The sequence below is a fragment of the Escherichia sp. MOD1-EC6162 genome (genome assembly GCF_002965125.1).
Lineage (GTDB): Bacteria > Pseudomonadota > Gammaproteobacteria > Enterobacterales > Enterobacteriaceae > Escherichia > Escherichia marmotae.
The window spans coordinates 127,283-152,006 of record NZ_PTSB01000007.1 but is presented as its reverse complement, the minus strand read 5'-3'; the positions used below and the strand labels follow the sequence as shown (position 1 = coordinate 152,006).

Here is a 24,724-nt window from a genome sequence, read left to right as displayed (position 1 = left end):
GCCGCATCCGGCAATTTTGCGCCGATTGCCTGATGCGACGCGGGCAGCGTCTTATCAGGCCTACAATTTGAAACTTATTTAAATCCTTTCTGCTGCTTAATCAGCTCATACGCTTGCTGAATTTCCTGTGCTTTCTGTTTCGCCATCTCCATCATCTCCGGCGGTAGACCTTTCGCCACCAGCTTATCCGGATGATGTTCGCTCATTAGCTTACGGTAGGCACGTTTAATGGTGGTCGCCTCATCCGTCGGCTTCACACCCAGCACATTACAGGCATCTTCCAGCGTCGGGCCTCGTTGCGCCTGCTGCCAGTTGCCACCGCCAGACTGTTGCTGATAACCGCCACCAAACTGCGCACCGCCCTGCATCATACGCAAGAACTGGTCAAACTGGGCGCGGGAGATCCCTAACTCTTCGGCAATCACATACAGCACTGCGCGTTCATTTGGATGCAGCGAACCATCGGCAAACGCCGCCTGAATCTGGATCTCCAGAAACATACGAATTAAGTCAAAACGACCAAAGCAGACACTGCGAAACTGTCGCATCTTTTCGCGCAGTGGGTAATTGTCTGATTTTCCGACCCGGAACGCATTTTGCGCCGCTGTACGGGAAGCGCCGTGTAAATTCATCCGATCCATGAGCAATGTGGCGACATGAATATCAGCCTCAGTAACACGTCCTTTGGATTTGGTTAAATGCCCCATCACTTCAAACGTGGTGGCAAAAAACAGCGCCTGACGCTCACGCTGGTTGGCGAACCACGCCATTTTGCGGCCACGGGCTTTATCAAACATATGGCCGATTAACAGACCTAATATAACGCCCCAAAAGCCGCCGCCCATCAGTAAGGCCACGGCCACGCCAATGATTTTTCCCCAATACTGCATATATTCCCCAAATCGACAGACGGATATCAGGGCTATCTCCCACAATATAAAGGTGCTTTTACCGTTTTCCGGCTGCGGTCAATTGTGGGACATCGCCTATAATTTGCATTATCATACCTGTCATTCAATGCCGTGCCTAACACCACTGACGCTATTCGGACAGGATTAACACTAGCGTAGAGATGACGAGTACGTTAGTCTCTGACCGTTTGTCACGCGCAACGTTACCGATGATGGAACAATAAAATCAACGTATGAAAAAACGTATCCCCACTCTCCTGGCCACCATGATTGCCACCGCCCTTTATAGTCAACAGGGACTGGCAGCCGACCTCGCCTCACAGTGTATGTTGGGCGTGCCAAGCTATGACCGTCCTCTGGTACAGGGCGATACTAACGACTTACCCGTGACGATTAATGCTGACCATGCAAAGGGGAATTACCCCGATGACGCCGTGTTTACTGGCAGCGTGGATATCATGCAGGGTAACAGCCGTCTGCAGGCCGACGAAGTGCAGCTCCATCAAAAAGAGGCACCAGGACAACCGGAACCTGTACGTACCGTTGATGCGCTCGGTAACGTCCATTACGACGATAACCAGGTGATCCTCAAGGGGCCGAAAGGTTGGACGAATCTGAACACCAAAGATACCAACGTCTGGGAAGGTGATTACCAGATGGTGGGTCGCCAGGGGCGCGGTAAAGCGGACCTGATGAAACAGCGTGGCGAAAACCGCTACACCATTCTGGATAACGGTAGCTTTACCTCCTGTCTGCCTGGTTCTGATACATGGAGCGTGGTAGGTAGCGAAATTATTCATGACCGCGAAGAACAAGTCGCAGAGATCTGGAACGCCCGCTTTAAAGTGGGTCCGGTTCCGATCTTTTATAGCCCGTATCTGCAGTTACCGGTGGGTGACAAACGCCGTTCAGGTTTCTTGATCCCGAACGCCAAGTACACATCTACCAACTATTTTGAGTTCTACCTGCCATATTACTGGAACATCGCGCCAAATATGGATGCCACCATCACGCCGCATTATATGCATCGTCGTGGCAACATTATGTGGGAAAACGAATTCCGTTATCTCACCCAGGCGGGTGCTGGCTTGATGGAGCTGGACTATCTACCTTCGGATAAAGTCTATGAAGATGAACATCCAGAAGATAGCAATTCACGTCGTTGGTTGTTCTACTGGCAACACTCCGGGGTCATGGATCAGGTGTGGCGCTTTAACATCGACTACACCAAAGTTAGCGACCCTACCTATTTCAATGACTTCGATAACAAGTACGGTTCCAGTACTGATGGTTACGCAACGCAAAAATTCAGCGTTGGCTATGCGGTGCAAAACTTCAATGCCACCGTTTCAACCAAGCAGTTCCAGGTCTTCAGCGAGCAAAACACCAGTAGCTACTCGGCAGAGCCGCAGTTAGACGTTAACTACTACCAGAATGATGTTGGTCCGTTTGATACGCGTATTTACGGCCAGGCAGTGCACTTTGTTAACACCAGAGACGACATGCCTGAAGCAACCCGTGTTCACCTGGAACCGACCATCAATTTGCCGCTCTCTAATAACTGGGGCAGCATCAATACCGAAGCGAAGTTGCTGGCAACCCATTATCAGCAAACCAATCTTGACTGGTATAACTCCAGAAACACGACCAAGCTGGACGAATCCGTTAACCGTGTGATGCCGCAATTCAAAGTTGACGGCAAAATGGTCTTTGAACGCGATATGGAAATGCTGGCACCGGGTTACACCCAAACGCTGGAACCGCGCGCGCAATATCTGTACGTGCCGTATCGCGATCAGAGCGATATCTACAACTACGATTCTGCTTTGTTGCAATCCGACTACTCGGGCCTGTTCCGGGACCGGACTTACGGCGGTCTTGACCGTATTTCTTCCGCTAACCAGGTGACGACCGGTGTCACATCTCGCATATATGATGATGCTGCCGTTGAACGTTTTAATATTTCCGTTGGTCAAATCTACTATTTCACGGAGTCTCGCACCGGCGATGACAACATAAAATGGGAGAATGACGACAAAACTGGCTCACTGGTATGGGCAGGCGATACTTACTGGCGCATCTCCGAGCGTTGGGGGCTGCGTGGCGGGATTCAGTACGATACTCGTCTGGATAACGTAGCAACCAGTAGCTCCAGCATTGAATACCGTCGGGATGAAGACCGTCTGGTGCAGTTCAACTACCGTTACGCCAGCCCGGAATATATTCAGGCTACATTGCCTAAATACTATTCCACTGCCGAACAGTATAAGAACGGTATTTCGCAGGTAGGTGCCGTCGCCAGTTGGCCGATTGCCGATCGTTGGTCAATCGTTGGAGCCTACTACTACGATACCAATGCGAACAAGCAGGCCGACTCAATGTTAGGTGTGCAATACAGCTCCTGCTGCTATGCGATTCGCGTCGGTTACGAGCGGAAGCTGAACGGTTGGGATAACGATAAACAACATGCGGTATATGACAACGCAATCGGCTTTAACATCGAACTGCGCGGCCTGAGTTCCAACTACGGTCTGGGTACGCAAGAGATGCTACGTTCGAACATTCTGCCGTATCAAAACTCTTTGTGATTTGTTGATTTACCACGTAATCCGCAGTGCGGTTAATTGAAATGGAAAAAGTATGAAGAACTGGAAAACGCTGCTTCTCGGTATCGCGATGATCGCGAATACCAGTTTCGCTGCCCCCCAGGTAGTCGATAAAGTCGCAGCCGTCGTCAATAACGGCGTCGTGCTGGAAAGCGACGTTGATGGATTAATGCAGTCGGTAAAAATGAATGCCGCCCAGGCAAGGCAGCAACTTCCTGATGACGCGACACTGCGCCACCAAATCATGGAGCGTTTGATCATGGATCAAATCCTCCTGCAGATGGGGCAGAAAATGGGAGTAAAAATCTCCGATGAGCAGCTCGATCAGGCGATTGCTAACATTGCCAAACAGAACAACATGACGCTGGATCAGATGCGCAGCCGTCTGGCCTACGATGGACTGAACTACAACACCTATCGTAACCAGATCCGCAAAGAGATGATTATCTCTGAAGTGCGTAACAACGAAGTACGTCGTCGCATCACTATCCTGCCGCAGGAAGTTGAAGCTCTGGCGCAGCAGGTCGGTAATCAGAATGATGCCAGCACTGAACTGAACTTGAGCCACATCCTGATCCCGCTGCCGGAAAATCCGTCTTCTGAGCAGGTGAACGAAGCGGAAACGCAGGCGCGCGCCATTGTCGATCAGGCTCGTAACGGCGCTGATTTCGGTAAGCTGGCGATCGCTCACTCTGCCGATCAGCAGGCGCTGAACGGTGGCCAGATGGGCTGGGGCCGCATTCAGGAACTGCCAGGGATTTTCGCCCAGGCATTAAGTACCGCGAAGAAAGGCGATATTGTTGGTCCGATTCGTTCCGGCGTCGGCTTCCACATTCTGAAAGTTAACGACCTGCGCGGCGAAAGCAAAAATATCTCGGTGACCGAAGTACACGCTCGCCATATTCTGCTGAAACCATCTCCGATCATGACTGACGAACAGGCCCGCGTGAAACTGGAACAGATTGCTGCCGATATCAAGAGTGGCAAAACCACGTTTGCCGCTGCGGCGAAAGAGTTCTCCCAGGATCCCGGCTCTGCTAACCAGGGCGGCGATCTCGGCTGGGCTACGCCAGATATTTTTGATCCGGCCTTCCGTGACGCGCTGACCCGTCTGAACAAAGGTCAAATGAGCGCACCGGTTCACTCTTCATTCGGCTGGCATTTAATCGAACTGCTGGATACCCGTAATGTTGATAAAACCGATGCGGCGCAGAAAGATCGTGCTTACCGGATGCTGATGAACCGTAAGTTCTCGGAAGAAGCAGCAAGCTGGATGCAGGAACAACGCGCCAGCGCCTATGTGAAAATTTTGAGCAACTAATGGTTAAAACCCAACGTGTTGTGATCACTCCCGGCGAGCCAGCCGGGATTGGCCCGGACTTAGTTGTCCAGCTTGCACAACGTGAGTGGCCGGTCGAACTGGTTGTTTGTGCCGATACCACTCTCCTTACCGACCGGGCAGCGATGCTCGGTTTGCCGCTTACCCTCCGCCCTTATTCCCCCAACTCCCCTGCGCAACCGCAAACTGCGGGCACATTAACGCTGCTTCCTGTCGCGCTACGTGCATCTGTAACTGTGGGTCAATTAGCGGTTGAAAATGGGCATTATGTGGTGGAGACGCTGGCGCGAGCGTGCGATGGCTGCCTGAACGGTGAATTTGCCGCGCTGATCACCGGGCCGGTGCATAAAGGCGTCATTAACGACGCCGGTATTCCGTTTACCGGTCATACCGAGTTTTTCGAAGAACGCTCGCAGGCGAAAAAAGTGGTGATGATGCTGGCGACCGAAGAACTTCGCGTCGCGCTGGCAACCACGCATTTACCGCTGCGCGATATTGCTGACGCCATCACCCCACAACTTCTGCACGAAGTGATTGCTATTTTACATCACGATTTGCGTACGAAATTTGGCATTGCCGAACCGCAGATTCTGGTCTGTGGCCTGAATCCGCACGCGGGCGAAGGCGGTCATATGGGCACGGAAGAGATAGACACCATCATTCCAGTGCTCGACGAGTTACGGGCGCAGGGGATGAAACTCAACGGGCCGCTGCCTGCCGATACCCTGTTTCAGCCTAAATATCTCGACAACGCCGACGCGGTGCTGGCGATGTACCACGATCAGGGTCTTCCCGTGCTAAAATACCAGGGCTTCGGGCGCGGTGTGAACATTACGCTGGGCCTGCCCTTTATTCGCACATCTGTTGACCACGGCACCGCGCTGGAACTGGCGGGACGTGGCAAAGCTGATGTCGGCAGTTTTATTACGGCGCTTAATCTCGCCATCAAAATGATTGTTAATACCCAATGAATAAACGAGTCCACCAGGGCCACTTAGCCCGTAAACGCTTCGGGCAAAACTTTCTCAACGATCAGTTCGTGATCGACAGCATTGTTTCTGCCATTAACCCGCAGAAGGGTCAGGCGATGGTCGAAATCGGCCCCGGTCTGGCAGCGTTGACCGAGCCTGTCGGTGAGCGTCTGGATCAACTGACGGTCATCGAACTTGACCGCGATCTGGCGGCACGTCTGCAAACGCATCCGTTCTTAGGCCCGAAACTGACGATTTATCAGCAGGATGCAATGACCTTTAACTTCGGTGAACTGGCCGAGAAAATGGGTCAGCCGCTACGTGTTTTCGGTAACCTGCCATATAACATCTCCACACCGTTGATGTTCCATCTGTTTAGCTATACTGATGCCATTGCCGACATGCACTTTATGTTGCAAAAAGAGGTGGTGAATCGTCTGGTTGCAGGACCGAACAGCAAAGCGTATGGTCGATTAAGCGTCATGGCGCAATATTATTGCAACGTGATCCCGGTGCTGGAAGTACCGCCATCAGCCTTTACACCACCACCAAAAGTGGATTCCGCCGTCGTGCGCCTGGTTCCTCATGCAACGATGCCTTACCCGGTTAAAGATGTTCGCGTGTTAAGCCGTATCACCACCGAAGCCTTTAACCAGCGTCGTAAAACCATTCGTAACAGTCTCGGCAATCTGTTTAGCGTCGAGGTGTTAACAGGAATGGGCATCGACCCGGCGATGCGAGCGGAAAACATCTCTGTCGCGCAATATTGCCAGATGGCGAACTATCTGGCGGAGAACGCGCCTTTGCAGGAGAGTTAACGATGATCAATTCGCCCCGAGTGTGTATTCAGGTTCAAAGTGTTTACATTGAAGCGCAGTCTTCACCTGATAATGAGCGTTACGTTTTTTCTTATACTGTAACCATACGCAACCTGGGGCGAGCGCCAGTGCAGTTGTTGGGACGTTACTGGCTGATCACTAACGGCAATGGCCGTGAAACCGAAGTCCAGGGCGAAGGTGTGGTGGGCGTCCAGCCACATATCGCCCCTGGCGAAGAGTACCAGTACACCAGCGGTGCGATTATCGAAACACCGATGGGCACCATGCAGGGTCACTACGAAATGATCGATGAAAACGGCGTTCCGTTCAGCATCGATATTCCCGTATTCCGACTCTCCGTTCCAATACTCATTCATTAAAATAATATGGCGACATACCTTATTGGCGATGTTCATGGCTGTTACGATGAACTGATCGCATTGCTACACAAAATAGAATTTACCCCTGGGAAAGATACCCTCTGGCTGACGGGCGACCTGGTCGCGCGCGGCCCTGGTTCGCTGGATGTCCTGCGCTACGTGAAATCATTAGGTGACAGCGTGCGTCTGGTACTGGGCAATCACGATTTACACCTTCTGGCGGTATTCGCCGGAATCAGCCGCAACAAGCCGAAAGATCGCCTGACTCCTTTACTGGAAGCACCTGACGCCGACGAGTTACTTAACTGGCTACGCCGTCAGCCTTTACTGCAAATCGACGAAGAGAAAAAACTGGTGATGGCCCATGCGGGGATCACGCCGCAATGGGACTTAGAGACCGCCAAAGAGTGTGCTCACGACGTAGAAGCGGTGTTGTCGAGTGACTCCTATCCTTTCTTCCTTGACGCCATGTACGGCGACATGCCGAACAACTGGACGCCAGAGTTACGTGGTCTGGCGCGACTGCGTTTTATCACCAACGCATTTACCCGGATGCGTTTTTGCTTCCCGAACGGTCAACTGGATATGTACAGCAAAGAGTCGCCGGAAGACGCACCTGCACCGTTGAAACCGTGGTTTACCATTCCTGGGCCAGTTAGCGAAGAGTACAACATTGTGTTTGGTCACTGGGCATCGCTGGAAGGAAAAGGCACACCGGAAGGCATTTACGCGCTGGATACCGGTTGCTGCTGGGGCGGTTCATTAACCTGCCTGCGCTGGGAAGATAAGCAGTATTTTGTCCAGCCGTCGAACCGGCACAAGGATATGGGGGAAGCGGCGGCGTCTTAAACACAGCCTGATACAGGAAGGCCGGATAAGACGCGACCGGCGTCGCATCCGGCACTAGCCGTCAATTCTATACAAACTTACCGCCGTTCCAGAATCTCAAAGCAATAGCTGTGAGAGTTCTGCGCATCGGCGTCGTGGAACTCGCTGAACACCGATTCCCAGTCATCCGGCTCGTAATCCGGGAAATGGGTGTCGCCTTCTACTTCCGCATCGATATGCGTCAGATACAGTTTTTGCGCTTTCGGCAGAAACTGCTCGTATACGCGACCGCCGCCAATCACCATAATCTCCGGTACGTCACCACAGGCAGCGATGGCTTCATCAACCGATTTCACCCACATTACGCGATCATCCGTACCCGGCTGGCTGCTAATGACAATATTCTTGCGTCCAGGTAACGGGCGACCAATGGATTCCCAGGTATGGCGACCCATAATCACAGGTTTATTTAAGGTGTTACGTTTAAACCAGGCGAGATCGGCAGGCAGATTCCACGGCATGGCGTTTTCCATGCCGATAACGCGATCTACCGCTAGCGCCGCAATCAAACTGATCATTGATGATTTCCCGATAAAAAAAATTGTCGTCACTATACGTAAAGCGTAAACCTTCGTCGACTGGCGAGAGGATGATGTTGAGGAAAATTTTTATTTTGCTGGCGAGTCCACGCTATGTCCCTGGACTCGCCGCATTACAGTTGCGCAAAAACAAACAGTTAGTTGTAAAGCATGCGACACATCACACTTTTTGATTACAACGGCTTAGTTTCTGGCTCATCCGCCATGTTGCCGGTATGTTTCCCTTCTTCGGTTCCCTGCCAGCCATGCCGTTGAATTAATGACAGATGTTCCCGGTCTTCAGTAATGATTTCGCTTAACATCGCGCTGGTGCGTTTATAGACTGCCGCGCGGGCTTTGGTGTCGTTTTCGCCCATCGCCATCTCTTCCACCATTTGAATATTAAAGCGGCGGAACACATCAGCACGTTCTCGCGCTTCATATGGCCCCAGGCCTAAACTTTCCAGCGCCAGACGCCCGGTTTTGAGCGCTCCCTCAAAGGTTTCACGCTCTGGCCTTTCCACGCCAGCCTGGCGCAAACGAATGTAGTGATCGACATCACGGGCGCGGGCAATAATCTGCAGATGCGGAAAATGTTCTTTCACCATCTCCGTCAGTTGCAGGTTGGTTTGCGGATCGTCAATGGCATTAATCAGCACTTCCGCTTTCGCCGCTCCGGCAGATTCCAGCAAATCCATCCGCGTGGCATCGCCGTAAAACACCTTCATGCCAAATTTGCGCAACGTTTCTATATGGTCAGGATCATGATCGAGCACAACCATTTTCACTCCGCTGGAGAGCAGCAAACGTCCGGTGATCTGACCAAAACGCCCGAATCCGGCAACAATCACCCGCGGCTGTTCTTCGTCGATCTCATCAGCTTCGCGCGCCTCTTCAGTGCCGGATTGCTCAAGACGGTTGAGGATCACCAGCAAAATCGGCGTTGCTGCCATCGACAGCGCCACCGCCAGGGTCAATGATTTCGCCCACTCCGGCTCCAGCACATTCGCCATTTGCGCCGCGCCAAACACCACAAAGGCAAACTCACTGCCCTGCCCTAACAGCACCGCAAACCAGCGACGCTGTTTATTCGGCACCTGCAACGGTCTGGCAATCAGCCACAGCATGGCAATCTTGATGATGAGGAAACCGAACAGCAGAATGACAATGCGCAACGGGTTTTCAATCAGCGTGCCAAAGTCTATCGACATCCCAACACCGATAAAAAACAACCCTAACAACAAGCCTTTGAACGGTTCGATATCGCTTTCCAGCGCATGACGATATTCCGAGCTTGCCAGCAGCACGCCCGCCAGAAACGCGCCCATCGCCATCGACAGACCAACCTCTTCCAGCAGCAAACCGAAGCCAAACACGAGGAATAAAGCCACTGCACTAAACACTTCCCGCAAGCCAGAGCGGGCAACAAAACGCAGCGCCGGACGCGTAACATAGCGCCCCAGTAATACCACCAGCACCAGCGCGCCCGCCACTTTTAACGCTGACAAGGCAAATGCACCTAGCGTAGTCGAGGCACTGCTCGCCGCCAGCAAGGGGATCATCGCCACCAGCGGGATCGCCGCGATATCCTGGAACAGCAGCACCGCAAAGGCACTGCGCCCCATTTGCGTCACCGTCAGGTTGCGTTCATTCATCGCCTGCATGGCAATCGCCGTTGATGAGAGCGCCAGCGTCATGCCAATCAGTTCTGCCACCTGCCAGCGCATACCGAGTAACATGCAGAACAGCCCCAGCAGGCCGCCGCAAACCACCATCTGCAATGCGCCACCGCCGAATACTGCCGCCCGCAGCTTCCACAGCCTTTGTGGGTCGAGTTCGAGACCGATGATAAACAGCATCAGCACCACGCCGATTTCGGCAAAGTGCAGAATAGATTCAGCATCGGTCACCAGCCGCAGCCCCCACGGGCCAATAATGCAACCTGCAATCAGGTAGCCAAGTACCGAACCAAGACCGAGACGTACTGCAATCGGCACAATCAGCGCCGCCGAACCGAGATAAATCAGCGCCTGAATCAGCGTATGACTATCCATGATGTGCCTCCTGCCATTCCAGCAGACGTTGCTTATAGTGGCGCGCCTGCCCTTCGAGAGTTTCGTCGTCACAAATAAAGGTACAGTGCATGGCAAACGGCGGCAGCCATTTCAGCCCGCAGTAGATTGCCGTCGCCTGTAGCGGCTGCGACAACACATCAAAGCCCGGATGAGTACCAATCTCAAAATGACTTTCCCCACCGCCAGTCGTCACCGCCCACAGCAAATGTTTGCCATGCAACGCCGTACCGCCGTGTCCGTAAGCCCAGCCGTGTGAGAAGACTTTATCGATCCACAATTTGAGCAACGGCGGAATGCTGTACCACTGCATTGGGTGCTGCCAGACGATCAGATCGGCACGAGAGAGCGCCTCCTGCTCGGCCGCTATATCGATATTGAAGTCAGGATAGAGTTGATAAAGAGAGCGGATTTCGACGCCTTCCAGCGTCCTTGCCTGTTCAAGCATCCGTTTATTCGCATGGGAATGATGCGGATACGGATGCGCATAAATGATTAGAATCATAGTTAGCCTGCGCGTTTACACCTTTGTTTTCCACAAAGTGTAGTCACATATTCACGCGGCTTATAGTCAATAATATTGATTCAAAAAAGAGAGAAATCTGAATAAGTTATCCTGCACGCTGCCTGCGAATTGTCATATTACTGGTCTGCGCCAACGACATCCCACGCGTCTCCGGAGCAAACGCCACAGAAATCAGCAGGCCAAACAGCGAGATCCCCGCCCCCATCAGCATAGTATTGCTGATACCGTAATTATTAATAAAGATCGGCAGCGCCCAGGTTGAGATAATTGTACCGATACGACTCAGAGACATAATGACGCCCACGGCTGAGGCGCGAATATCCGTCGGGAAGAGTTCATTAGGATAAAGCCACTGCAAATTGCCTGGCCCGCCGGAGAAAAACGCGTACACCGCAAACGCCATGACCACCAGCCAGATCCCCATATCCGGGATCAGCCCCAAAACCGCCAATGCCAGCGTCATCATGGCAAAGCTGCCGATCAACAATGGACGTCGTCCAGCAGTGTTCAGCCAGAGCATCGGCGGAATACAGCCGAGCATAAAGAACAGGCTAATCACCACGTTTCCCAGCGCCGCGTTTTTGCCGACGCCTAACCCCAGAAGACCGACGATTTGTGGGCCAAAGGTGTAAATGGCGAACATCGGGATCACCTGGCAGGTCCAGATGGCGGCCACAAACAGGACAAAAGGAAAATGGCGGCGGTTAAACAGATCGCGAAAACGAGTTTGTTGCGGCTGCTCTTCATCGAAAACCACCGGTTCGCCAAACAATTTGATCATCATCTCTTCGCACTCTTTCACTCGCCCTTTGCGCAACAGCCAACGGGGAGATTCGGGCAGTTCGAATCGACCAATCAAAATCAACAAACACGGGATCGCCGCACTGCCCAGCATCCAGCGCCAGCCGCCTTCCACATCATAAAGCCAGTAGCCGACCAGATCGGCACAGGTCGCGCCGACATACCACATAGCGGCGATAAAGCTGATGGAGAACGCCCGCTGACGGGTGCTGGAGAACTCGGTGATCATCGAGGTAGCGATGGGATAATCCGCGCCGATAACAATGCCGATGAGCACCCGCATCACCAGCAGTTCGACAGGTGATGAGACAAACATCGTCGCAACAGAAATCCCCCCGATAGCAATGATATCGATGAGAAACATTTTGCGCCGTCCGACTTTATCGGAGATATAGCCAAACAGCGATGTGCCAACGAACAGCCCGGCGAGGGTTCCCGCGCCCAGCAGGCCGATCCAGTCAGCGTCCAGTTTTAGCGCCGGAGTCAGTTGCTCCAGCGCCACGCCGATCATTACCAACACATAGCCATCCAGAAACGGGCCACCGCTTCCCCACAGCAAAATACGGCGGTGAATAGAGGAGAATTTGAGATCGTCAAAGTTTCTGGACGGTTGCATGGGTTGATCCTGTTTTTTAGCAATGGGGGGTCAGTACGGCGTTACGTATCAGACCAACATCAGCCGTAACGAAACTCCACGCCAAAGGTGCCGCGCGGGTATTCCCACTGCTCCAGCGCCGACCCCAGCCCAAGAATGCGGCAGGTTCCACACTCCAGACATCCGGCGTAATCGAAGCGTACGCTGCCGTCATCCTGTTTTTTGTACAGACCCGCCGGGCACGCTTTCACCAGCAGTTCCAACGCCTGTTTATCGGCATCAGACTTCACAACAATGTGCGGATGCTCTTCATCAACATTGAATTTATTGACGCCCAGTTTGACGTCCACATTGACGGGAGAAGTCATAAAACGGTCACTCCTTTCATGCCATCCTTGATCAGATTGATGAAACCCACTTTCTTGCTGTGGCGGAGGATTTTCTTGCGCATCAGTTCCGGCGCACTGCCATCAATGGTGAACAGGTCACGCGCCACACCCACCGCCAGTTCCGGATAGCCGCTAAACATACGTGGGTTATCAAGAAAAGCCGGTAGCTTCTGGTACATACGCATATCGCGCAGCGGGCCACTCTCCAGATGCTGACGATACTCCGCCAGTTTCTGCTTACTGAAATCGTCGTTTTTCATCGCTGAAAGCACGGTTTTCGCTGCTGCTTCTCCGGCGGCAATCGCCAGATCCATACCACGAATGGTAAAGCCGAGATTCATACACATTCCGGCGGCATCACCGGCAATCAGCACGCCGTCGCCAACCAGTTCCGGCAACATGTTGATACCCGCTTCTGGCACTACGTGAGCAGAGTATTCCACCAGCTTGCCACCCGCGATCAGCGGTGCAACTGCCGGATGCTGTTTGAAATCTTCCAGCATTTGTGGCACCGATTTCTTCGCGTCATGCAGATGATGCAGGCCGCAAACCAGCCCCAGTGACAGGGTGTTTTCATTGGTATAAAGGAAGCCACCGCCCATCAGGCCATCGGTGGGTGCCCCCGCAAACAGGCAGGCCGCGCCCTGATTACCCTGCAACTGAAAACGGTCTTCGAGAACCAACTTCGGTAACTCGATCAATTCCTTCACGCCAACCGCCACATCCGTCGGTTTGACGCGTTTCGCCATTCCCAGCTTTTCGGCAAGAATGGAGTTCACACCATCAGCGAGGATCACCGTTTTCGCTTCAATCACATCGCCATCGGCTTCTACGCCGACAACTTTGCCATCGCGCTGCACAAGGTTATCGACGCGAATTCCGGTAATTAACTGCGCGCCCGCTTCTTCGGCCTGCTCCATCAGCCAGGCATCAAATTTGCTGCGTAAAACGGAGTAAGAGCGCTGGGATGGCGAGGTTTCGTCGCCATTGCAGTAGTCCATAGTCATCGCTGACTTTTCGGTCATAAACGCAAGTTTTTCATGAGTGATTAGGCGTTCAACGGGGGCGCTTTCGGCAAAACCAGGAATGATGTGTTCCAGACTGTGGGCATAGAGACGCCCGCCGGTAACATTCTTAGCGCCAGCGGAATTGCCACGCTCGATAACTAACACTTGTGCCCCTTCGCGGGCGAGCACCAGCGCGGCAACCGAACCGGCCAGCCCTGCACCAACGATGATGGCATCAAAGATATCTTCGGACATAAGAACTCCCTGTCAGCGGCAGGGCCGAAAGCAGCCCTGCCAGAGTAGATCAACGCGCTAAAGCCGCCGTCAGCGCCGGAAGGATCTTCACGGCGTCGCCAACAATGCCGTAATCCGCGTACTGGAAGATCGGCGCATTTTTATCTTTGTTGATAGCGAAAATGGTTTGTGACGCATTAGCGCCAACCATGTGCTGGATCTGCCCGGAGATCCCCACGGCCAGGTACAGTTCAGGTTTCAGCATCAGGTTGGAGATACCAACATAGCGCTCGTGCTCCATCCATTTTTCGTTTTCCGCCACCGGACGAGAACAGGCCAACTCCGCGCCAATCGCCTGGCAAAGTTGCTCTGCCAACGCAATGTTCTCTTTGCAGCCAATGCCGCGACCGACGCTAACCACCAGACGGGCTTTGTCGAGATCGACACTGTTGCTCTGGCGCGCCTGCGTTGCCGTGCGGGTAACCGCCACAGCCGGAGACTGCCACTCCACGGTGTGCGTTTCACCTGTACTTGACGTGTCCGGCTGAGCCGCATCGAACGTGCCGCTGCTGATGGTCAGTACCGCATACGGCGTGGCAATGCGTTCTTCGCCAATCGCCAGGCCGCCGTAAACCATGTGTTTCACCGTCGCTTTACCATCCTGCACGCTGACGGCGCTGGCATCGTTAGAAACCGCCGCTTTCAGGCGATAACCCAGTTTCGCCGCCAGTAATTTGCCGCGACGGGTGTTTGGCAGTAGTACCAGACCGTCTGTACCGTGCTGGCGAATGGTGTCTGCCATCACTCCGGCGTAATCTTCGATCATCCGATCGTCCGGTTTGCCGCTTAATTTCCAGACATGATTAGCACCAAACTGGATTGCCTGTGCGCCGTCGTCGTCACTCAGAACAAACGCATTGATTTGATGAGCTAAAGCCTGCGCGCCGTTCATCAGTTCCGGCAGACGAGAAGGGGTATCGCTGAATACCCAGACTTGAGAAAACGTGTTCATAGCATCCCCTGTAATTAAATGACTTTGCGAAGATTTTCAGCAAATGCGGCGATCTGTTCTTCGCCGTCGCCTTCAATCACGATGCGCTGACGCTCGCGCTGTTTCGGTGCGGCAACCTGTTGTTCAGACCAGACTGCCTGTGCGTTAAAACCGATATCCGCCGCCGACCACACCTGGACTGGCTTTTTCGCCGCGCCAAGAATGGCTTTCATCGAAGGAATTTGTGGGGCATTGATATCAGTGGAAACAGCAACGACCGCAGGCAGCGGGATGCTTAAAGTTTCTGTTTCATCTTCCAGTTCGCGCTCAACGGTGAGGGTATCTGCCGTCAGGGAGAGGATTTTGCTGACACCGTTAACTGCCGGAATGTTGAGGATTTCACCCACCAGCAGACCAACCTGCTGGGCATAAAGGTCGGAAGAACCGTCACCACAGAGGATCAGATCAAAGCCTGCTTTCTGCGCCGCGGCAGCCAGTGCAGTCGCAGTTTGTTGCGGCAGTGCCTGCTCGAACTGGTCATCAATCACCACAATCAGTTCATCCGGGCCGCGAGACAGCACATCTTTACGTCCTTTGGCGTTAGTCAGGGCTTTGCCGCCCACACTTAAAGCCGTCACCTGCGCCTCAGTCGCCTGCTGTTTTAACTGGCAAGCCGCTTCAATAGCGTTCAGATCATATTGGCTTATTTTCGCATCGGCTTTGCTGAGATCTAATGAACCATCAGCATTATTGATCGCAATATCCTGTTCATCAGGCACGCACTTATAGCAAGTAATAATCTTCATTGCATCTCCAGAAATCATGAAGGAAACGTCGTTCATATCGGTGGTGTTAATTACAGATATCACGTCATTTAATTCTGGAATAAAACTTTAATCACCAATATTGAAAATGTCACACGTAGATAAATCCAACTTTCAATATTGTTAAGCGCCTCACCAATATTGAAAATACGGTGTTGAAAGAAGAAATTTTCAATATTGTTTTATGGATCACCAATATTGAAAGTCAGATGCTGGATTTTCACTCAAAACCAAACTCATTTAATTGATTAATAACGAATATTTAAATTAAAACACTCTGTTTTTATCCGATAAAAACCTGTGATAACCATCACAGAATACAGCCAATTGAATACCCATTATGAGTTAGCCATTAACGCGTTCACGAGGTTAATAATAATTATATTAAATGTTAACAAAAATAAAACAAACGGGGACGTAAAATAAATATTTATTTTTACAGTGGAATTAACTCATGAAAGATGAAAAAAGAAAAACGGGAATAGAACCGAAGGTATTCTTTCCGCCGTTAATAATCGTTGGCATACTTTGCTGGCTTACAGTCAGAGATTTGGATGCGGCGAATGTCGTTATTAATGCCGTATTCAGTTACGTCACCAATGTATGGGGATGGGCATTTGAATGGTATATGGTGGTCATGCTTTTCGGCTGGTTCTGGCTGGTGTTTGGCCCGTATGCCAAAAAGCGTTTAGGTAACGAACCACCCGAGTTCAGTACCGCCAGTTGGATCTTTATGATGTTCGCCTCCTGTACGTCAGCCGCCGTGCTGTTCTGGGGATCGATTGAGATCTACTACTACATCTCCACGCCGCCATTTGCTTTAGAGCCAAACTCCACTGGCGCGAAAGAGCTGGGGCTGGCCTACAGTTTGTTCCACTGGGGGCCGTTACCGTGGGCGACTTACAGTTTCCTTTCCGTCGCCTTCGCGTACTTCTTCTTCGTTCGCAAAATGGATGTGATTCGCCCCAGTTCCACCCTGGTGCCGCTGGTGGGTGAAAAACACGCCAAAGGGTTGTTTGGTACTATCGTCGATAACTTCTACCTGGTGGCGCTGATCTTCGCAATGGGCACCAGTCTCGGCCTTGCCACACCGCTGGTGACCGAGTGTATGCAGTATCTGTTTGGTATTCCGCATACCCTGCAACTGGATGCCATTATCATTACCTGCTGGATCATCCTCAACGCTATCTGCGTGGCCTGTGGTCTGCAAAAAGGGGTAAAAATCGCCAGCGATGTGCGCAGCTATTTGAGTTTCCTGATGCTCGGCTGGGTGTTCATCGTCAGCGGTGCCAGCTTCATCATGAACTACTTCACCGACTCGGTGGGGATGTTGCTGATGTATCTGCCGCGCATGCTGTTCTATACCGATGCCGTTGGCAAAGGCGGCTTCCCGCAGGGATGGACCGTATTCTACTGGGCATGGTGGGTGATTTACGCCATCCAGATGAGCATCTTCCTGGCGCGTATCTCCCGTGGTCGAACCGTGCGTGAACTGTGCTTCGGTATGGTGATGGGGCTGACAGCATCCACCTGGATCCTGTGGACTGTACTCGGTAGTAATACTCTGCTGTTGATGGATAAAAACATCATCAACATTCCGAATCTGATCGAACAGTACGGCGTGGCTCGCGCCATCATCGAAACCTGGGCCGCTCTGCCTCTCAGCACCGCCACCATGTGGGGCTTCTTTATTCTCTGCTTTATTGCCACTGTCACCCTGATTAACGCCTGCTCTTACACCCTGGCGATGTCCACCTGTCGTGAAGTGCGCGACGGCGAAGAACCACCGCTGCTGGTGCGCATTGGCTGGTCAATTCTGGTTGGCATTATCGGCATTGTTCTGCTGGCGCTCGGCGGCCTGAAACCGATTCAAACCGCCATTATCGCCGGAGGATGCCCGCTGTTCTTCGTCAACATTATGGTGACGCTCTCCTTTATTAAAGACGCGAAACAGAACTGGAAAGATTAATTACCCCCAAAATATCAAGAGGTTGAAAGATGGATTTTAATTTAAATGATGAGCAGGAACTGTTTGTCGCCGGTATCCGAGAACTGATGGCCAGCGAAAACTGGGAAGCCTATTTTGCCCAGTGTGACCGTGACAGCGTCTACCCGGAGCGTTTTGTCAAAGCCCTGGCGGATATGGGTATCGACAGTCTGCTGATCCCGGAAGAGCACGGTGGTCTGGACGCGGGATTCGTTACCCTCGCCGCAGTGTGGATGGAACTGGGTCGTTTGGGGGCACCAACTTATGTGCTGTACCAGTTGCCGGGCGGGTTCAACACTTTCCTGCGTGAAGGTACACAGGAGCAGATCGACAAGATCATGGCTTTCCGCGGCACCGGTAAGCAGATGTGGAACTCAGCGATTACCGAACCGGGCGCTGGTTCCGATGTGGGTAGCCTGAAAACGACTTATACCCGTAGAGATGGTAAGATTTATCTTAATGGTAGTAAGTGTTTTATTACCAGTAGCGCCTACACCCCATATATCGTGGTGATGGCGCGCGACGGCGCTTCTCCGGACAAACCTGTCTACACCGAATGGTTTGTCGATATGAGCAAACCAGGAATCAAAGTGACCAAACTTGAGAAGCTCGGTCTGCGTATGGATAGCTGCTGTGAAATCACCTTTGACGATGTGGAACTGGACGAGAGAGACATGTTCGGTCGCGAAGGTAACGGCTTTAACCGCGTAAAAGAAGAGTTCGACCACGAACGTTTCCTGGTAGCCCTCACCAACTACGGTACTGCGATGTGCGCCTTTGAAGATGCGGCGCGCTACGCCAACCAGCGCGTGCAGTTTGGTGAAGCGATCGGTCGTTTTCAGTTGATTCAGGAAAAATTCGCCCATATGGCGATCAAATTAAACTCCATGAAAAACATGCTCTATGAAGCAGCATGGAAAGCGGATAACGGCACCATTACTTCTGGCGATGCGGCAATGTGCAAATACTTCTGCGCCAATGCGGCATTTGAAGTGGTGGACAGCGCAATGCAGGTGCTGGGCGGTGTCGGGATTGCGGGCAACCACCGCATCAGCCGCTTCTGGCGTGACCTGCGTGTAGACCGCGTCTCCGGAGGATCTGACGAAATGCAGATCCTGACGCTGGGTCGTGCGGTGCTGAAGCAATACCGCTAAGTCCGTGCGCTGCCTGATGCGCTTCGCTTATCAGGCCTACGGGAGCACAAATGCAGGCCGGATAAGGCGGTTACGCCGCATCCGGCAACCGTGCGGCGATGCCTGATGTGCTTCGCTTATCAGGCCTACGGGAGCACAAATGCAGGCCGGATAAGGCGGTTACGCCGCATCCGGCAACCGTGCGGCGATGCCTGATGCGCTTTGCTTATCAGGCCTACAAGAGCACAAATTGTAGGCCGGATAAGGCGGTTACGCCGCATCCGGCAACCGTGCGGCGATGCCTGATGCGCTTTGCTTATCAGGCCTACAGGAGCACAAATGCAGGCCGGATAAGGCGGTTACGCCGCATCCGGCAACCGTGCGGCGATGCCTGATGTGCTTCGCTTATCAGGCCTACGGGAGCACAAATGCAGGCCGGATAAGGCGGTTACGCCGCATCCGGCAACCGTGCGGCGATGCCTGATGTGCTTCGCTTATCAGGCCTACAAGAGCACAAATTGTAGGCCGGATAAGGCGGTTACGCCGCATCCGGCAACCGTGCGGCGATGCCTGATGCGCTTCGCTTATCAGGCTTACAAAGGCTACACACATTTTTCAGGAGCTAATAATGGATCATCTACCGATGCCGAAATTCGGGCCGCTGGCCGGATTACGGGTTGTCTTCTCCGGTATCGAAATCGCCGGGCCGTTCGCCGGACAAATGTTCGCAGAATGGGGCGCAGAAGTTATCTGGATCGAAAACGTCGCCTGGGCCGACACCATCCGCGTTCAACCAAATTACCCGCAGCTTTCCCGCCGCAATTTGCACGCGCTGTCGTTAAATATCTTCAAAGATGAAGGCCGCGAAGCGTTTCTGAAATTAATGGAAACCACCGATATCTTCATCGAAGCCAGTAAAGGCCCGGCCTTTGCTCGCCGTGGCATTACTGATGAAGTGCTATGGCAGCACAACCCGAAACTGGTTATCGCTCACCTGTCCGGTTTTGGTCAGTATGGCACCGAGGAGTACACCAATCTTCCAGCCTATAACACCATTGCACAGGCCTTCAGTGGCTACCTGATTCAGAACGGCGATGTTGACCAGCCAATGCCTGCTTTCCCGTACACCGCTGACTACTTCTCCGGCCTGACCGCCACCACCGCGGCGCTGGCAGCACTGCATAAAGTGCGCGAAACCGGCAAAGGCGAAAGCATCGACATCGCCATGTATGAAGTGATGCTGCGCATGGGTCAGTACTTCATGATGGACTACTTCAACGGCGGCGAAATGTGCCCGCGCATGACCAAAGGGAAAGATCCCTACTACGCCGGTTGCGGTCTGTACAAATGTGCCGATGGCTACATCGTGATGGAACTGGTGGGCATTACCCAGATTGCAGAGTGCTTTAAAGATATTGGCCTCGAGCATCTGCTCGGTACGCCGGAAATTCCGCAAGGCACTCAGCTTATCCACCGTATCGAATGCCCTTACGGCCCTCTGGTAGAAGAGAAACTCGATGCCTGGCTGGCGGCACACACGATAGCAGAAGTAAAAGAACGCTTTGCCGAACTGAATATCGCCTGCGCCAAAGTGCTGACCGTGCCGGAGCTGGAAAGCAATCCACAGTACGTTGCCCGCGAATCAATCACCCAGTGGCAAACGATGGATGGCCGTACCTGCAAAGGGCCGAACGTTATGCCGAAATTCAAAAATAACCCTGGCCAAATCTGGCGCGGAATGCCGTCGCACGGCATGGACACCGCTGCCATTTTGAAAACCATCGGCTACAGCGAAAACGACATTCAGGAGTTGGTCAGCAAAGGTCTGGCCAAAGTTGAGGACTAAACGCGTGGTGCTAGTTGGCTTGCCTGACTAGCACCCGCCCAATAACAAACGAACAAAATGGATAGAGGTGCAATGGATATCATTGGCGGACAACATCTACGTCAAATGTGGGACGATCTGGCGGACGTTTACGGTCATAAAACGGCGCTAATTTGTGAATCCAGCGGCGGGAACGTCAACCGGTATAGTTATCTTGAGTTAAATCAAGAAATTAACCGCACGGCAAACCTGTTTTATACGCTGGGAATTCGCAAAGGCGACAAGGTCGCGCTGCATCTCGACAACTGCCCGGAGTTTATCTTTTGCTGGTTCGGGTTGGCAAAAATTGGCGCGATTATGGTGCCGATTAATGCCCGACTGCTGCGTGAAGAGAGCGCGTGGATCCTGCAAAACAGCCAGGCGTGTCTGTTGGTGACCAGTGCACAATTTTATCCTATGTATCGGCAGATTCAGCAGGAAGATGCCACGCAACTACGGCATATTTGCCTGACCGATGTGGCGCTTCCCGCTGGTGATGGTGCCAGTTCGTTTGCACAACTAAAAACTCAGCAACCTGCAACCTTGTGCTATGCACCGCCGTTATCGACCGACGATACGGCGGAAATTCTTTTTACCTCCGGTACAACCTCCCGCCCGAAAGGGGTGGTAATTACCCATTACAATCTGCGCTTCGCCGGATATTACTCCGCCTGGCAATGTGCAGTGCGTGACGATGATGTCTACCTGACGGTGATGCCTGCGTTTCATATCGATTGCCAGTGTACTGCGGCGATGGCGGCATTTTCGGCGGGTGCGACCTTTGTGCTGGTGGAAAAATACAGCGCCCGCGCCTTCTGGGGGCAAGTACAAAAGTATCGCGCCACCGTCACCGAATGTATTCCGATGATGATCCGCACCCTGATGGTACAACCACCTTCTGCGAACGATAGGCAACACTGCCTGCGGGAAGTGATGTTTTACCTCAACCTGTCAGTGCAGGAAAAAGACGCGTTTTGTGAACGCTTCGGCGTCCGCTTGCTGACGTCTTACGGGATGACAGAAACCATCGTCGGCATTATCGGCGATCGCCCCGGCGATAAGCGTCGCTGGCCGTCGATTGGTCGTGCAGGATTTTGCTACGAAGCGGAGATCCGCGACGATCACAATCGCCCACTCCCCGCGGGGGAGATTGGCGAAATCTGCATTAAAGGCGAACCAGGGAAAACCATCTTCAAAGAATATTTTCTCAATCCGCAGGCCACCGCCAGAGTCCTGGAAGCCGATGGCTGGTTGCATACCGGCGATACGGGATACCGCGACGAAGAGGGCTTTTTTTACTTCGTCGATCGTCGCTGCAATATGATCAAACGCGGTGGCGAGAATGTCTCTTGTGTAGAGCTGGAAAATATTATCTCCGCGCATCCAAAAATTCAGGACATTGTGGTCGTTGGTATTAAAGATTCTATTCGTGATGAAGCCATCAAAGCGTTTGTGGTGCTGAATGAAGGCGAAACATTGAGCGAAGAAGAATTTTTCTTCTTCTGTGAGCAGAATATGGCGAAATTTAAAGTGCCATCTTATCTGGAAATCAGAAAAGATCTGCCGCGTAACTGTTCGGGGAAAATAATCAGAAAGAATCTTAAATAAATGAAACCGCGGGAATTATCTCGCCAGCTAATAATCACACCATAAAATAATATGCATTTTTTGCAGGGCATTGTCGTCCCTGAAAAAGCAAAAATGGAGAAAAGGAATGAGTGAATCATTACATCTGACCCGCAATGGATCAATTCTGGAAATTACCCTTGACCGCCCAAAAGCTAATGCAATTGATGCTAAAACCAGCTTTGAAATGGGCGAAGCATTTCTTAATTTCCGTGACGATCCGCAATTACGCGTCGCCATTATTACCGGTGCCGGAGAAAAATTCTTTTCCGCTGGCTGGGATTTAAAAGCGGCAGCAGAAGGCGAAGCACCAGATGCTGACTTCGGCCCAGGCGGTTTTGCCGGATTAACTGAAATTTTCAATCTCGATAAACCGGTCATCGCAGCCGTGAACGGCTACGCCTTTGGCGGTGGCTTTGAACTGGCGCTGGCAGCAGATTTTATTGTTTGTGCCAATAACGCCAGTTTTGCCCTACCGGAAGCTAAACTGGGCATCGTTCCGGACAGCGGCGGCGTGCTGCGTCTGCCGAAGATCCTGCCGCCTGCTATCGTCAATGAAATGGTGATGACTGGCAGACGGATGGGCGCAGAAGAGGCGCTGCGTTGGGGGATTGTCAACCGCGTGGTTAGCCAGGCGGAGCTAATGGATAACGCCCGCGAACTGGCACAGCAACTGGTTAATAGCGCCCCGCTGGCGATTGCGGCGCTAAAAGAGATCTACCGCACCACCAGCGAAATGCCGGTCGAAGAGGCGTATCGTTTTATTCGCAGCGGCGTGTTGCAACATTACCCTGCAGTGCTGCATTCGGAAGATGCCATTGAAGGGCCACTGGCGTTTGCTGAGAAGCGCGATCCAGTGTGGAAAGGGCGTTAACAACCGTGAGCTATTACGCCTTTGAAGGGTTAATTCCGGTGGTTCACCCGACGGCGTTTGTTCATCCCAGTGCAGTATTGATTGGCGATGTAATTGTGGGAGCCGGCGTTTACATCGGCCCCCTCTCCTCGCTACGCGGTGATTACGGACGGCTGATTGTACAAGCAGGAGCCAATATTCAGGATGGCTGCATCATGCACGGCTACTGCGACACTGACACCATTGTGGGGGAAAACGGTCATATCGGTCATGGTGCTATCCTGCATGGCTGTATGATTGGCCGTGATGCCCTGGTCGGGATGAACAGCGTGATTATGGATGGCGCGGTCATTGGCGAAGAAAGCATTGTTGCCGCCATGAGTTTTGTCAAAGCGGGCTTTAGCGGCAAGAAACGTCAGTTGTTGATGGGCACGCCAGCCCGTGCGGTGCGCAGCGTCAGCGATGAAGAGTTGCACTGGAAGCGGTTGAATACCAAAGAATATCAGGATTTGGTCGGGCGCTGCCATGCATCGTTACGAGAAACACAACCGTTGAGGCAAATGGAGGAAAATCGCCCCCGTTTACAGGGGACGACGAATGTGACGCCAAAGCGGTAACATCGTCGGACGTGGCGTAAATGCCTTATCCGACCTGGCCGGAGAGCTCCCGTAGGCCAGATAAGATGCACCAGCATCGCATCCGGCAACCAGGTCTCGCGATATCCACAAGATTAAATTAACGACGCATACTCTTTGATAACATCATCTGCCACTTCTGCTCGCGGTTAAGCTCCGTGAGCGGAACGGTCGGAATACGCGGCGTCTTTCTTACGCCGACTAATTTTTCCCGGCTATTATTCCGCAGACGCGCATAAATTTGTGCATCAATCTCAACCACTTTTACTAACCGCTGACACTGACATCCCCGCCCTTCCAGCTTATTAGGGATCATCTTAACTTCGCAGCTTATTTCTGCGACCTCCGACAGAATATAAGTCAGGGTATTAATCGCCTTGCTGTGTTCAATATCGAAATGAATAGAGATCTCTCTTGCCGTCACCCACCGGTTTTCAACCATCATCCATTCGGCAATTAACAAATAGAGTGGTTTTTCAACATATCCTTCACACATACAAACTCCAGTTTCACAAATTAAAAATCTGGCTATGACTCGTTTTAAGCAATTAAACAAGGCCATATTAAAATTGTAGTTATATCGATAATATGCAACTTCACTGTTGATAAGTGTGAGCTAAATCCTGCTTACATCATCAAAAATATAGATTTCAGGAAAGATTTTCCTTATTGGTAAAAAAAAACGGTTCTCATCAGAGAACCGTATTAGATATTTGATCAAAATGGCGGATAAAACATATCCGCCATGACACTCCA

General features: G+C 52.2%; 22 protein-coding genes. 12 read left to right on the top strand and 10 right to left on the bottom strand.

Going from position 1 to position 24,724, the window contains the following annotated elements; genetic code table 11:
- Positions 1 to 74 precede the first annotated feature (74 nt).
- Complete coding sequence (gene djlA, locus A9587_RS08550) at positions 75 to 890, bottom strand: co-chaperone DjlA (RefSeq protein ID WP_001200563.1); 816 nt, start codon at positions 888 to 890, stop codon at positions 75 to 77.
- 254 nt (positions 891 to 1,144) lie between these two features.
- On the opposite strand from djlA, the gene lptD reads away from it, so the two are divergent.
- From lptD to apaH, 6 genes are read left to right on the top strand one after another with little or no spacing between them, the layout of a single operon-like run.
- A complete protein-coding gene (gene lptD, locus A9587_RS08545; protein WP_001517729.1) occupies positions 1,145 to 3,499 on the top strand; it encodes an LPS assembly protein LptD in 2,355 nt (784 codons plus the stop codon).
- A 52-nt stretch (positions 3,500 to 3,551) separates the two neighbouring features.
- Positions 3,552 to 4,838: a peptidylprolyl isomerase SurA gene (gene surA, locus A9587_RS08540; RefSeq protein WP_000800488.1), complete on the top strand. Its 1,287-nt coding sequence runs from the start codon at positions 3,552 to 3,554 to the stop codon at positions 4,836 to 4,838.
- Positions 4,838 to 5,827 carry a 4-hydroxythreonine-4-phosphate dehydrogenase PdxA gene (gene pdxA / locus A9587_RS08535; RefSeq protein WP_016262859.1) on the top strand — a complete coding sequence of 330 codons (990 nt, stop codon included), beginning with the start codon at positions 4,838 to 4,840 and terminating at the stop codon, positions 5,825 to 5,827. Before surA ends, pdxA begins: the two co-directional genes overlap by 1 nt.
- Positions 5,824 to 6,645 carry a 16S rRNA (adenine(1518)-N(6)/adenine(1519)-N(6))-dimethyltransferase RsmA gene (rsmA, locus tag A9587_RS08530; protein ID WP_001042778.1) on the top strand — a complete coding sequence of 274 codons (822 nt, stop codon included), beginning with the start codon at positions 5,824 to 5,826 and terminating at the stop codon, positions 6,643 to 6,645. The genes pdxA and rsmA overlap by 4 nt, the downstream gene beginning before the upstream one ends.
- A 2-nt stretch (positions 6,646 to 6,647) precedes the next feature.
- Positions 6,648 to 7,025 carry a Co2+/Mg2+ efflux protein ApaG gene (gene apaG, locus A9587_RS08525; RefSeq protein ID WP_000610905.1) on the top strand — a complete coding sequence of 126 codons (378 nt, stop codon included), beginning with the start codon at positions 6,648 to 6,650 and terminating at the stop codon, positions 7,023 to 7,025.
- Between the two features lie 6 nt (positions 7,026 to 7,031).
- Positions 7,032 to 7,874, top strand: a complete 843-nt coding sequence (apaH, locus tag A9587_RS08520; protein ID WP_000257165.1) for a bis(5'-nucleosyl)-tetraphosphatase (symmetrical) ApaH — start codon at positions 7,032 to 7,034, stop codon at positions 7,872 to 7,874.
- A gap of 77 nt (positions 7,875 to 7,951) precedes the next feature.
- Here the strand turns inward: apaH and folA are convergent, their stop codons facing one another.
- The 8 genes from folA to A9587_RS08475 form a co-directional block, all read right to left on the bottom strand.
- Entirely contained in the window at positions 7,952 to 8,431 is a 480-nt protein-coding gene (gene folA / locus A9587_RS08515) for a type 3 dihydrofolate reductase (protein ID WP_000624377.1), read from the bottom strand.
- Positions 8,432 to 8,625: 194 nt separating this feature from the next.
- Positions 8,626 to 10,485, bottom strand: coding sequence for a glutathione-regulated potassium-efflux system protein KefC (gene kefC, locus A9587_RS08505; RefSeq protein WP_001517728.1), 1,860 nt, complete (start codon positions 10,483 to 10,485; stop codon positions 8,626 to 8,628).
- Positions 10,478 to 11,008, bottom strand: a complete 531-nt coding sequence (kefF, locus tag A9587_RS08500; protein WP_000600731.1) for a glutathione-regulated potassium-efflux system oxidoreductase KefF — start codon at positions 11,006 to 11,008, stop codon at positions 10,478 to 10,480. The genes kefC and kefF overlap by 8 nt, the downstream gene beginning before the upstream one ends.
- A 106-nt stretch (positions 11,009 to 11,114) precedes the next feature.
- A complete protein-coding gene (locus A9587_RS08495; protein ID WP_001183182.1) occupies positions 11,115 to 12,446 on the bottom strand; it encodes an MFS transporter in 1,332 nt (443 codons plus the stop codon).
- A gap of 59 nt (positions 12,447 to 12,505) precedes the next feature.
- Positions 12,506 to 12,793, bottom strand: coding sequence for a ferredoxin-like protein FixX (fixX, locus tag A9587_RS08490; RefSeq protein ID WP_000203750.1), 288 nt, complete (start codon positions 12,791 to 12,793; stop codon positions 12,506 to 12,508).
- Positions 12,790 to 14,076 carry an FAD-dependent oxidoreductase gene (locus A9587_RS08485; protein ID WP_016249599.1) on the bottom strand — a complete coding sequence of 429 codons (1,287 nt, stop codon included), beginning with the start codon at positions 14,074 to 14,076 and terminating at the stop codon, positions 12,790 to 12,792. The genes fixX and A9587_RS08485 overlap by 4 nt, the downstream gene beginning before the upstream one ends.
- 49 nt (positions 14,077 to 14,125) lie before the next feature.
- The gene (locus A9587_RS08480) at positions 14,126 to 15,067 is read right to left on the bottom strand and encodes an electron transfer flavoprotein subunit alpha/FixB family protein (protein ID WP_016262856.1); all 942 of its coding nucleotides are present in this window, start codon (positions 15,065 to 15,067) and stop codon (positions 14,126 to 14,128) included.
- 14 nt (positions 15,068 to 15,081) lie between these two features.
- A complete protein-coding gene (locus A9587_RS08475) occupies positions 15,082 to 15,852 on the bottom strand; it encodes an electron transfer flavoprotein FixA (RefSeq protein WP_038354938.1) in 771 nt (256 codons plus the stop codon).
- A 472-nt stretch (positions 15,853 to 16,324) separates the two neighbouring features.
- Between A9587_RS08475 and caiT the strand changes: the two genes are divergently transcribed.
- The 6 genes from caiT (at position 16,325) to caiE (ending at position 23,950) form a co-directional block, all read left to right on the top strand.
- The gene (caiT, locus tag A9587_RS08470) at positions 16,325 to 17,839 is read left to right on the top strand and encodes an L-carnitine/gamma-butyrobetaine antiporter (RefSeq protein WP_000650969.1); all 1,515 of its coding nucleotides are present in this window, start codon (positions 16,325 to 16,327) and stop codon (positions 17,837 to 17,839) included.
- Between the two features lie 29 nt (positions 17,840 to 17,868).
- Positions 17,869 to 19,011: a crotonobetainyl-CoA dehydrogenase gene (gene caiA / locus A9587_RS08465; protein ID WP_000347138.1), complete on the top strand. Its 1,143-nt coding sequence runs from the start codon at positions 17,869 to 17,871 to the stop codon at positions 19,009 to 19,011.
- Positions 19,012 to 19,618: 607 nt separating this feature from the next.
- Positions 19,619 to 20,836 carry an L-carnitine CoA-transferase gene (caiB, locus tag A9587_RS08460; protein WP_000349948.1) on the top strand — a complete coding sequence of 406 codons (1,218 nt, stop codon included), beginning with the start codon at positions 19,619 to 19,621 and terminating at the stop codon, positions 20,834 to 20,836.
- Between the two features lie 72 nt (positions 20,837 to 20,908).
- Positions 20,909 to 22,462: a crotonobetaine/carnitine-CoA ligase gene (gene caiC, locus A9587_RS08455; protein ID WP_016262853.1), complete on the top strand. Its 1,554-nt coding sequence runs from the start codon at positions 20,909 to 20,911 to the stop codon at positions 22,460 to 22,462.
- Positions 22,463 to 22,568: 106 nt separating this feature from the next.
- Positions 22,569 to 23,354: a crotonobetainyl-CoA hydratase gene (gene caiD / locus A9587_RS08450; protein ID WP_016249597.1), complete on the top strand. Its 786-nt coding sequence runs from the start codon at positions 22,569 to 22,571 to the stop codon at positions 23,352 to 23,354.
- A gap of 5 nt (positions 23,355 to 23,359) precedes the next feature.
- Positions 23,360 to 23,950 carry a carnitine operon protein CaiE gene (gene caiE / locus A9587_RS08445; RefSeq protein WP_105263656.1) on the top strand — a complete coding sequence of 197 codons (591 nt, stop codon included), beginning with the start codon at positions 23,360 to 23,362 and terminating at the stop codon, positions 23,948 to 23,950.
- Between the two features lie 118 nt (positions 23,951 to 24,068).
- On the opposite strand, the gene caiF is transcribed toward caiE, so the two are convergent.
- Complete coding sequence (gene caiF, locus A9587_RS08440; RefSeq protein ID WP_000333133.1) at positions 24,069 to 24,464, bottom strand: carnitine metabolism transcriptional regulator CaiF; 396 nt, start codon at positions 24,462 to 24,464, stop codon at positions 24,069 to 24,071.
- Positions 24,465 to 24,724: the final 260 nt, after the last annotated feature.

Coding starts and splice junctions, on each gene's coding strand:
- djlA (WP_001200563.1), bottom strand. CDS start 890: ATGCAGTATTGGGGAAAAATCATTGGCGTGGCCGTGGCCTTACTGATG.
- lptD (WP_001517729.1), top strand. CDS start 1,145: ATGAAAAAACGTATCCCCACTCTCCTGGCCACCATGATTGCCACCGCC.
- surA (WP_000800488.1), top strand. CDS start 3,552: ATGAAGAACTGGAAAACGCTGCTTCTCGGTATCGCGATGATCGCGAAT.
- pdxA (WP_016262859.1), top strand. CDS start 4,838: ATGGTTAAAACCCAACGTGTTGTGATCACTCCCGGCGAGCCAGCCGGG.
- rsmA (WP_001042778.1), top strand. CDS start 5,824: ATGAATAAACGAGTCCACCAGGGCCACTTAGCCCGTAAACGCTTCGGG.
- apaG (WP_000610905.1), top strand. CDS start 6,648: ATGATCAATTCGCCCCGAGTGTGTATTCAGGTTCAAAGTGTTTACATT.
- apaH (WP_000257165.1), top strand. CDS start 7,032: ATGGCGACATACCTTATTGGCGATGTTCATGGCTGTTACGATGAACTG.
- folA (WP_000624377.1), bottom strand. CDS start 8,431: ATGATCAGTTTGATTGCGGCGCTAGCGGTAGATCGCGTTATCGGCATG.
- kefC (WP_001517728.1), bottom strand. CDS start 10,485: ATGGATAGTCATACGCTGATTCAGGCGCTGATTTATCTCGGTTCGGCG.
- kefF (WP_000600731.1), bottom strand. CDS start 11,008: ATGATTCTAATCATTTATGCGCATCCGTATCCGCATCATTCCCATGCG.
- A9587_RS08495 (WP_001183182.1), bottom strand. CDS start 12,446: ATGCAACCGTCCAGAAACTTTGACGATCTCAAATTCTCCTCTATTCAC.
- fixX (WP_000203750.1), bottom strand. CDS start 12,793: ATGACTTCTCCCGTCAATGTGGACGTCAAACTGGGCGTCAATAAATTC.
- A9587_RS08485 (WP_016249599.1), bottom strand. CDS start 14,076: ATGTCCGAAGATATCTTTGATGCCATCATCGTTGGTGCAGGGCTGGCC.
- A9587_RS08480 (WP_016262856.1), bottom strand. CDS start 15,067: ATGAACACGTTTTCTCAAGTCTGGGTATTCAGCGATACCCCTTCTCGT.
- A9587_RS08475 (WP_038354938.1), bottom strand. CDS start 15,852: ATGAAGATTATTACTTGCTATAAGTGCGTGCCTGATGAACAGGATATT.
- caiT (WP_000650969.1), top strand. CDS start 16,325: ATGAAAGATGAAAAAAGAAAAACGGGAATAGAACCGAAGGTATTCTTT.
- caiA (WP_000347138.1), top strand. CDS start 17,869: ATGGATTTTAATTTAAATGATGAGCAGGAACTGTTTGTCGCCGGTATC.
- caiB (WP_000349948.1), top strand. CDS start 19,619: ATGGATCATCTACCGATGCCGAAATTCGGGCCGCTGGCCGGATTACGG.
- caiC (WP_016262853.1), top strand. CDS start 20,909: ATGGATATCATTGGCGGACAACATCTACGTCAAATGTGGGACGATCTG.
- caiD (WP_016249597.1), top strand. CDS start 22,569: ATGAGTGAATCATTACATCTGACCCGCAATGGATCAATTCTGGAAATT.
- caiF (WP_000333133.1), bottom strand. CDS start 24,464: ATGTGTGAAGGATATGTTGAAAAACCACTCTATTTGTTAATTGCCGAA.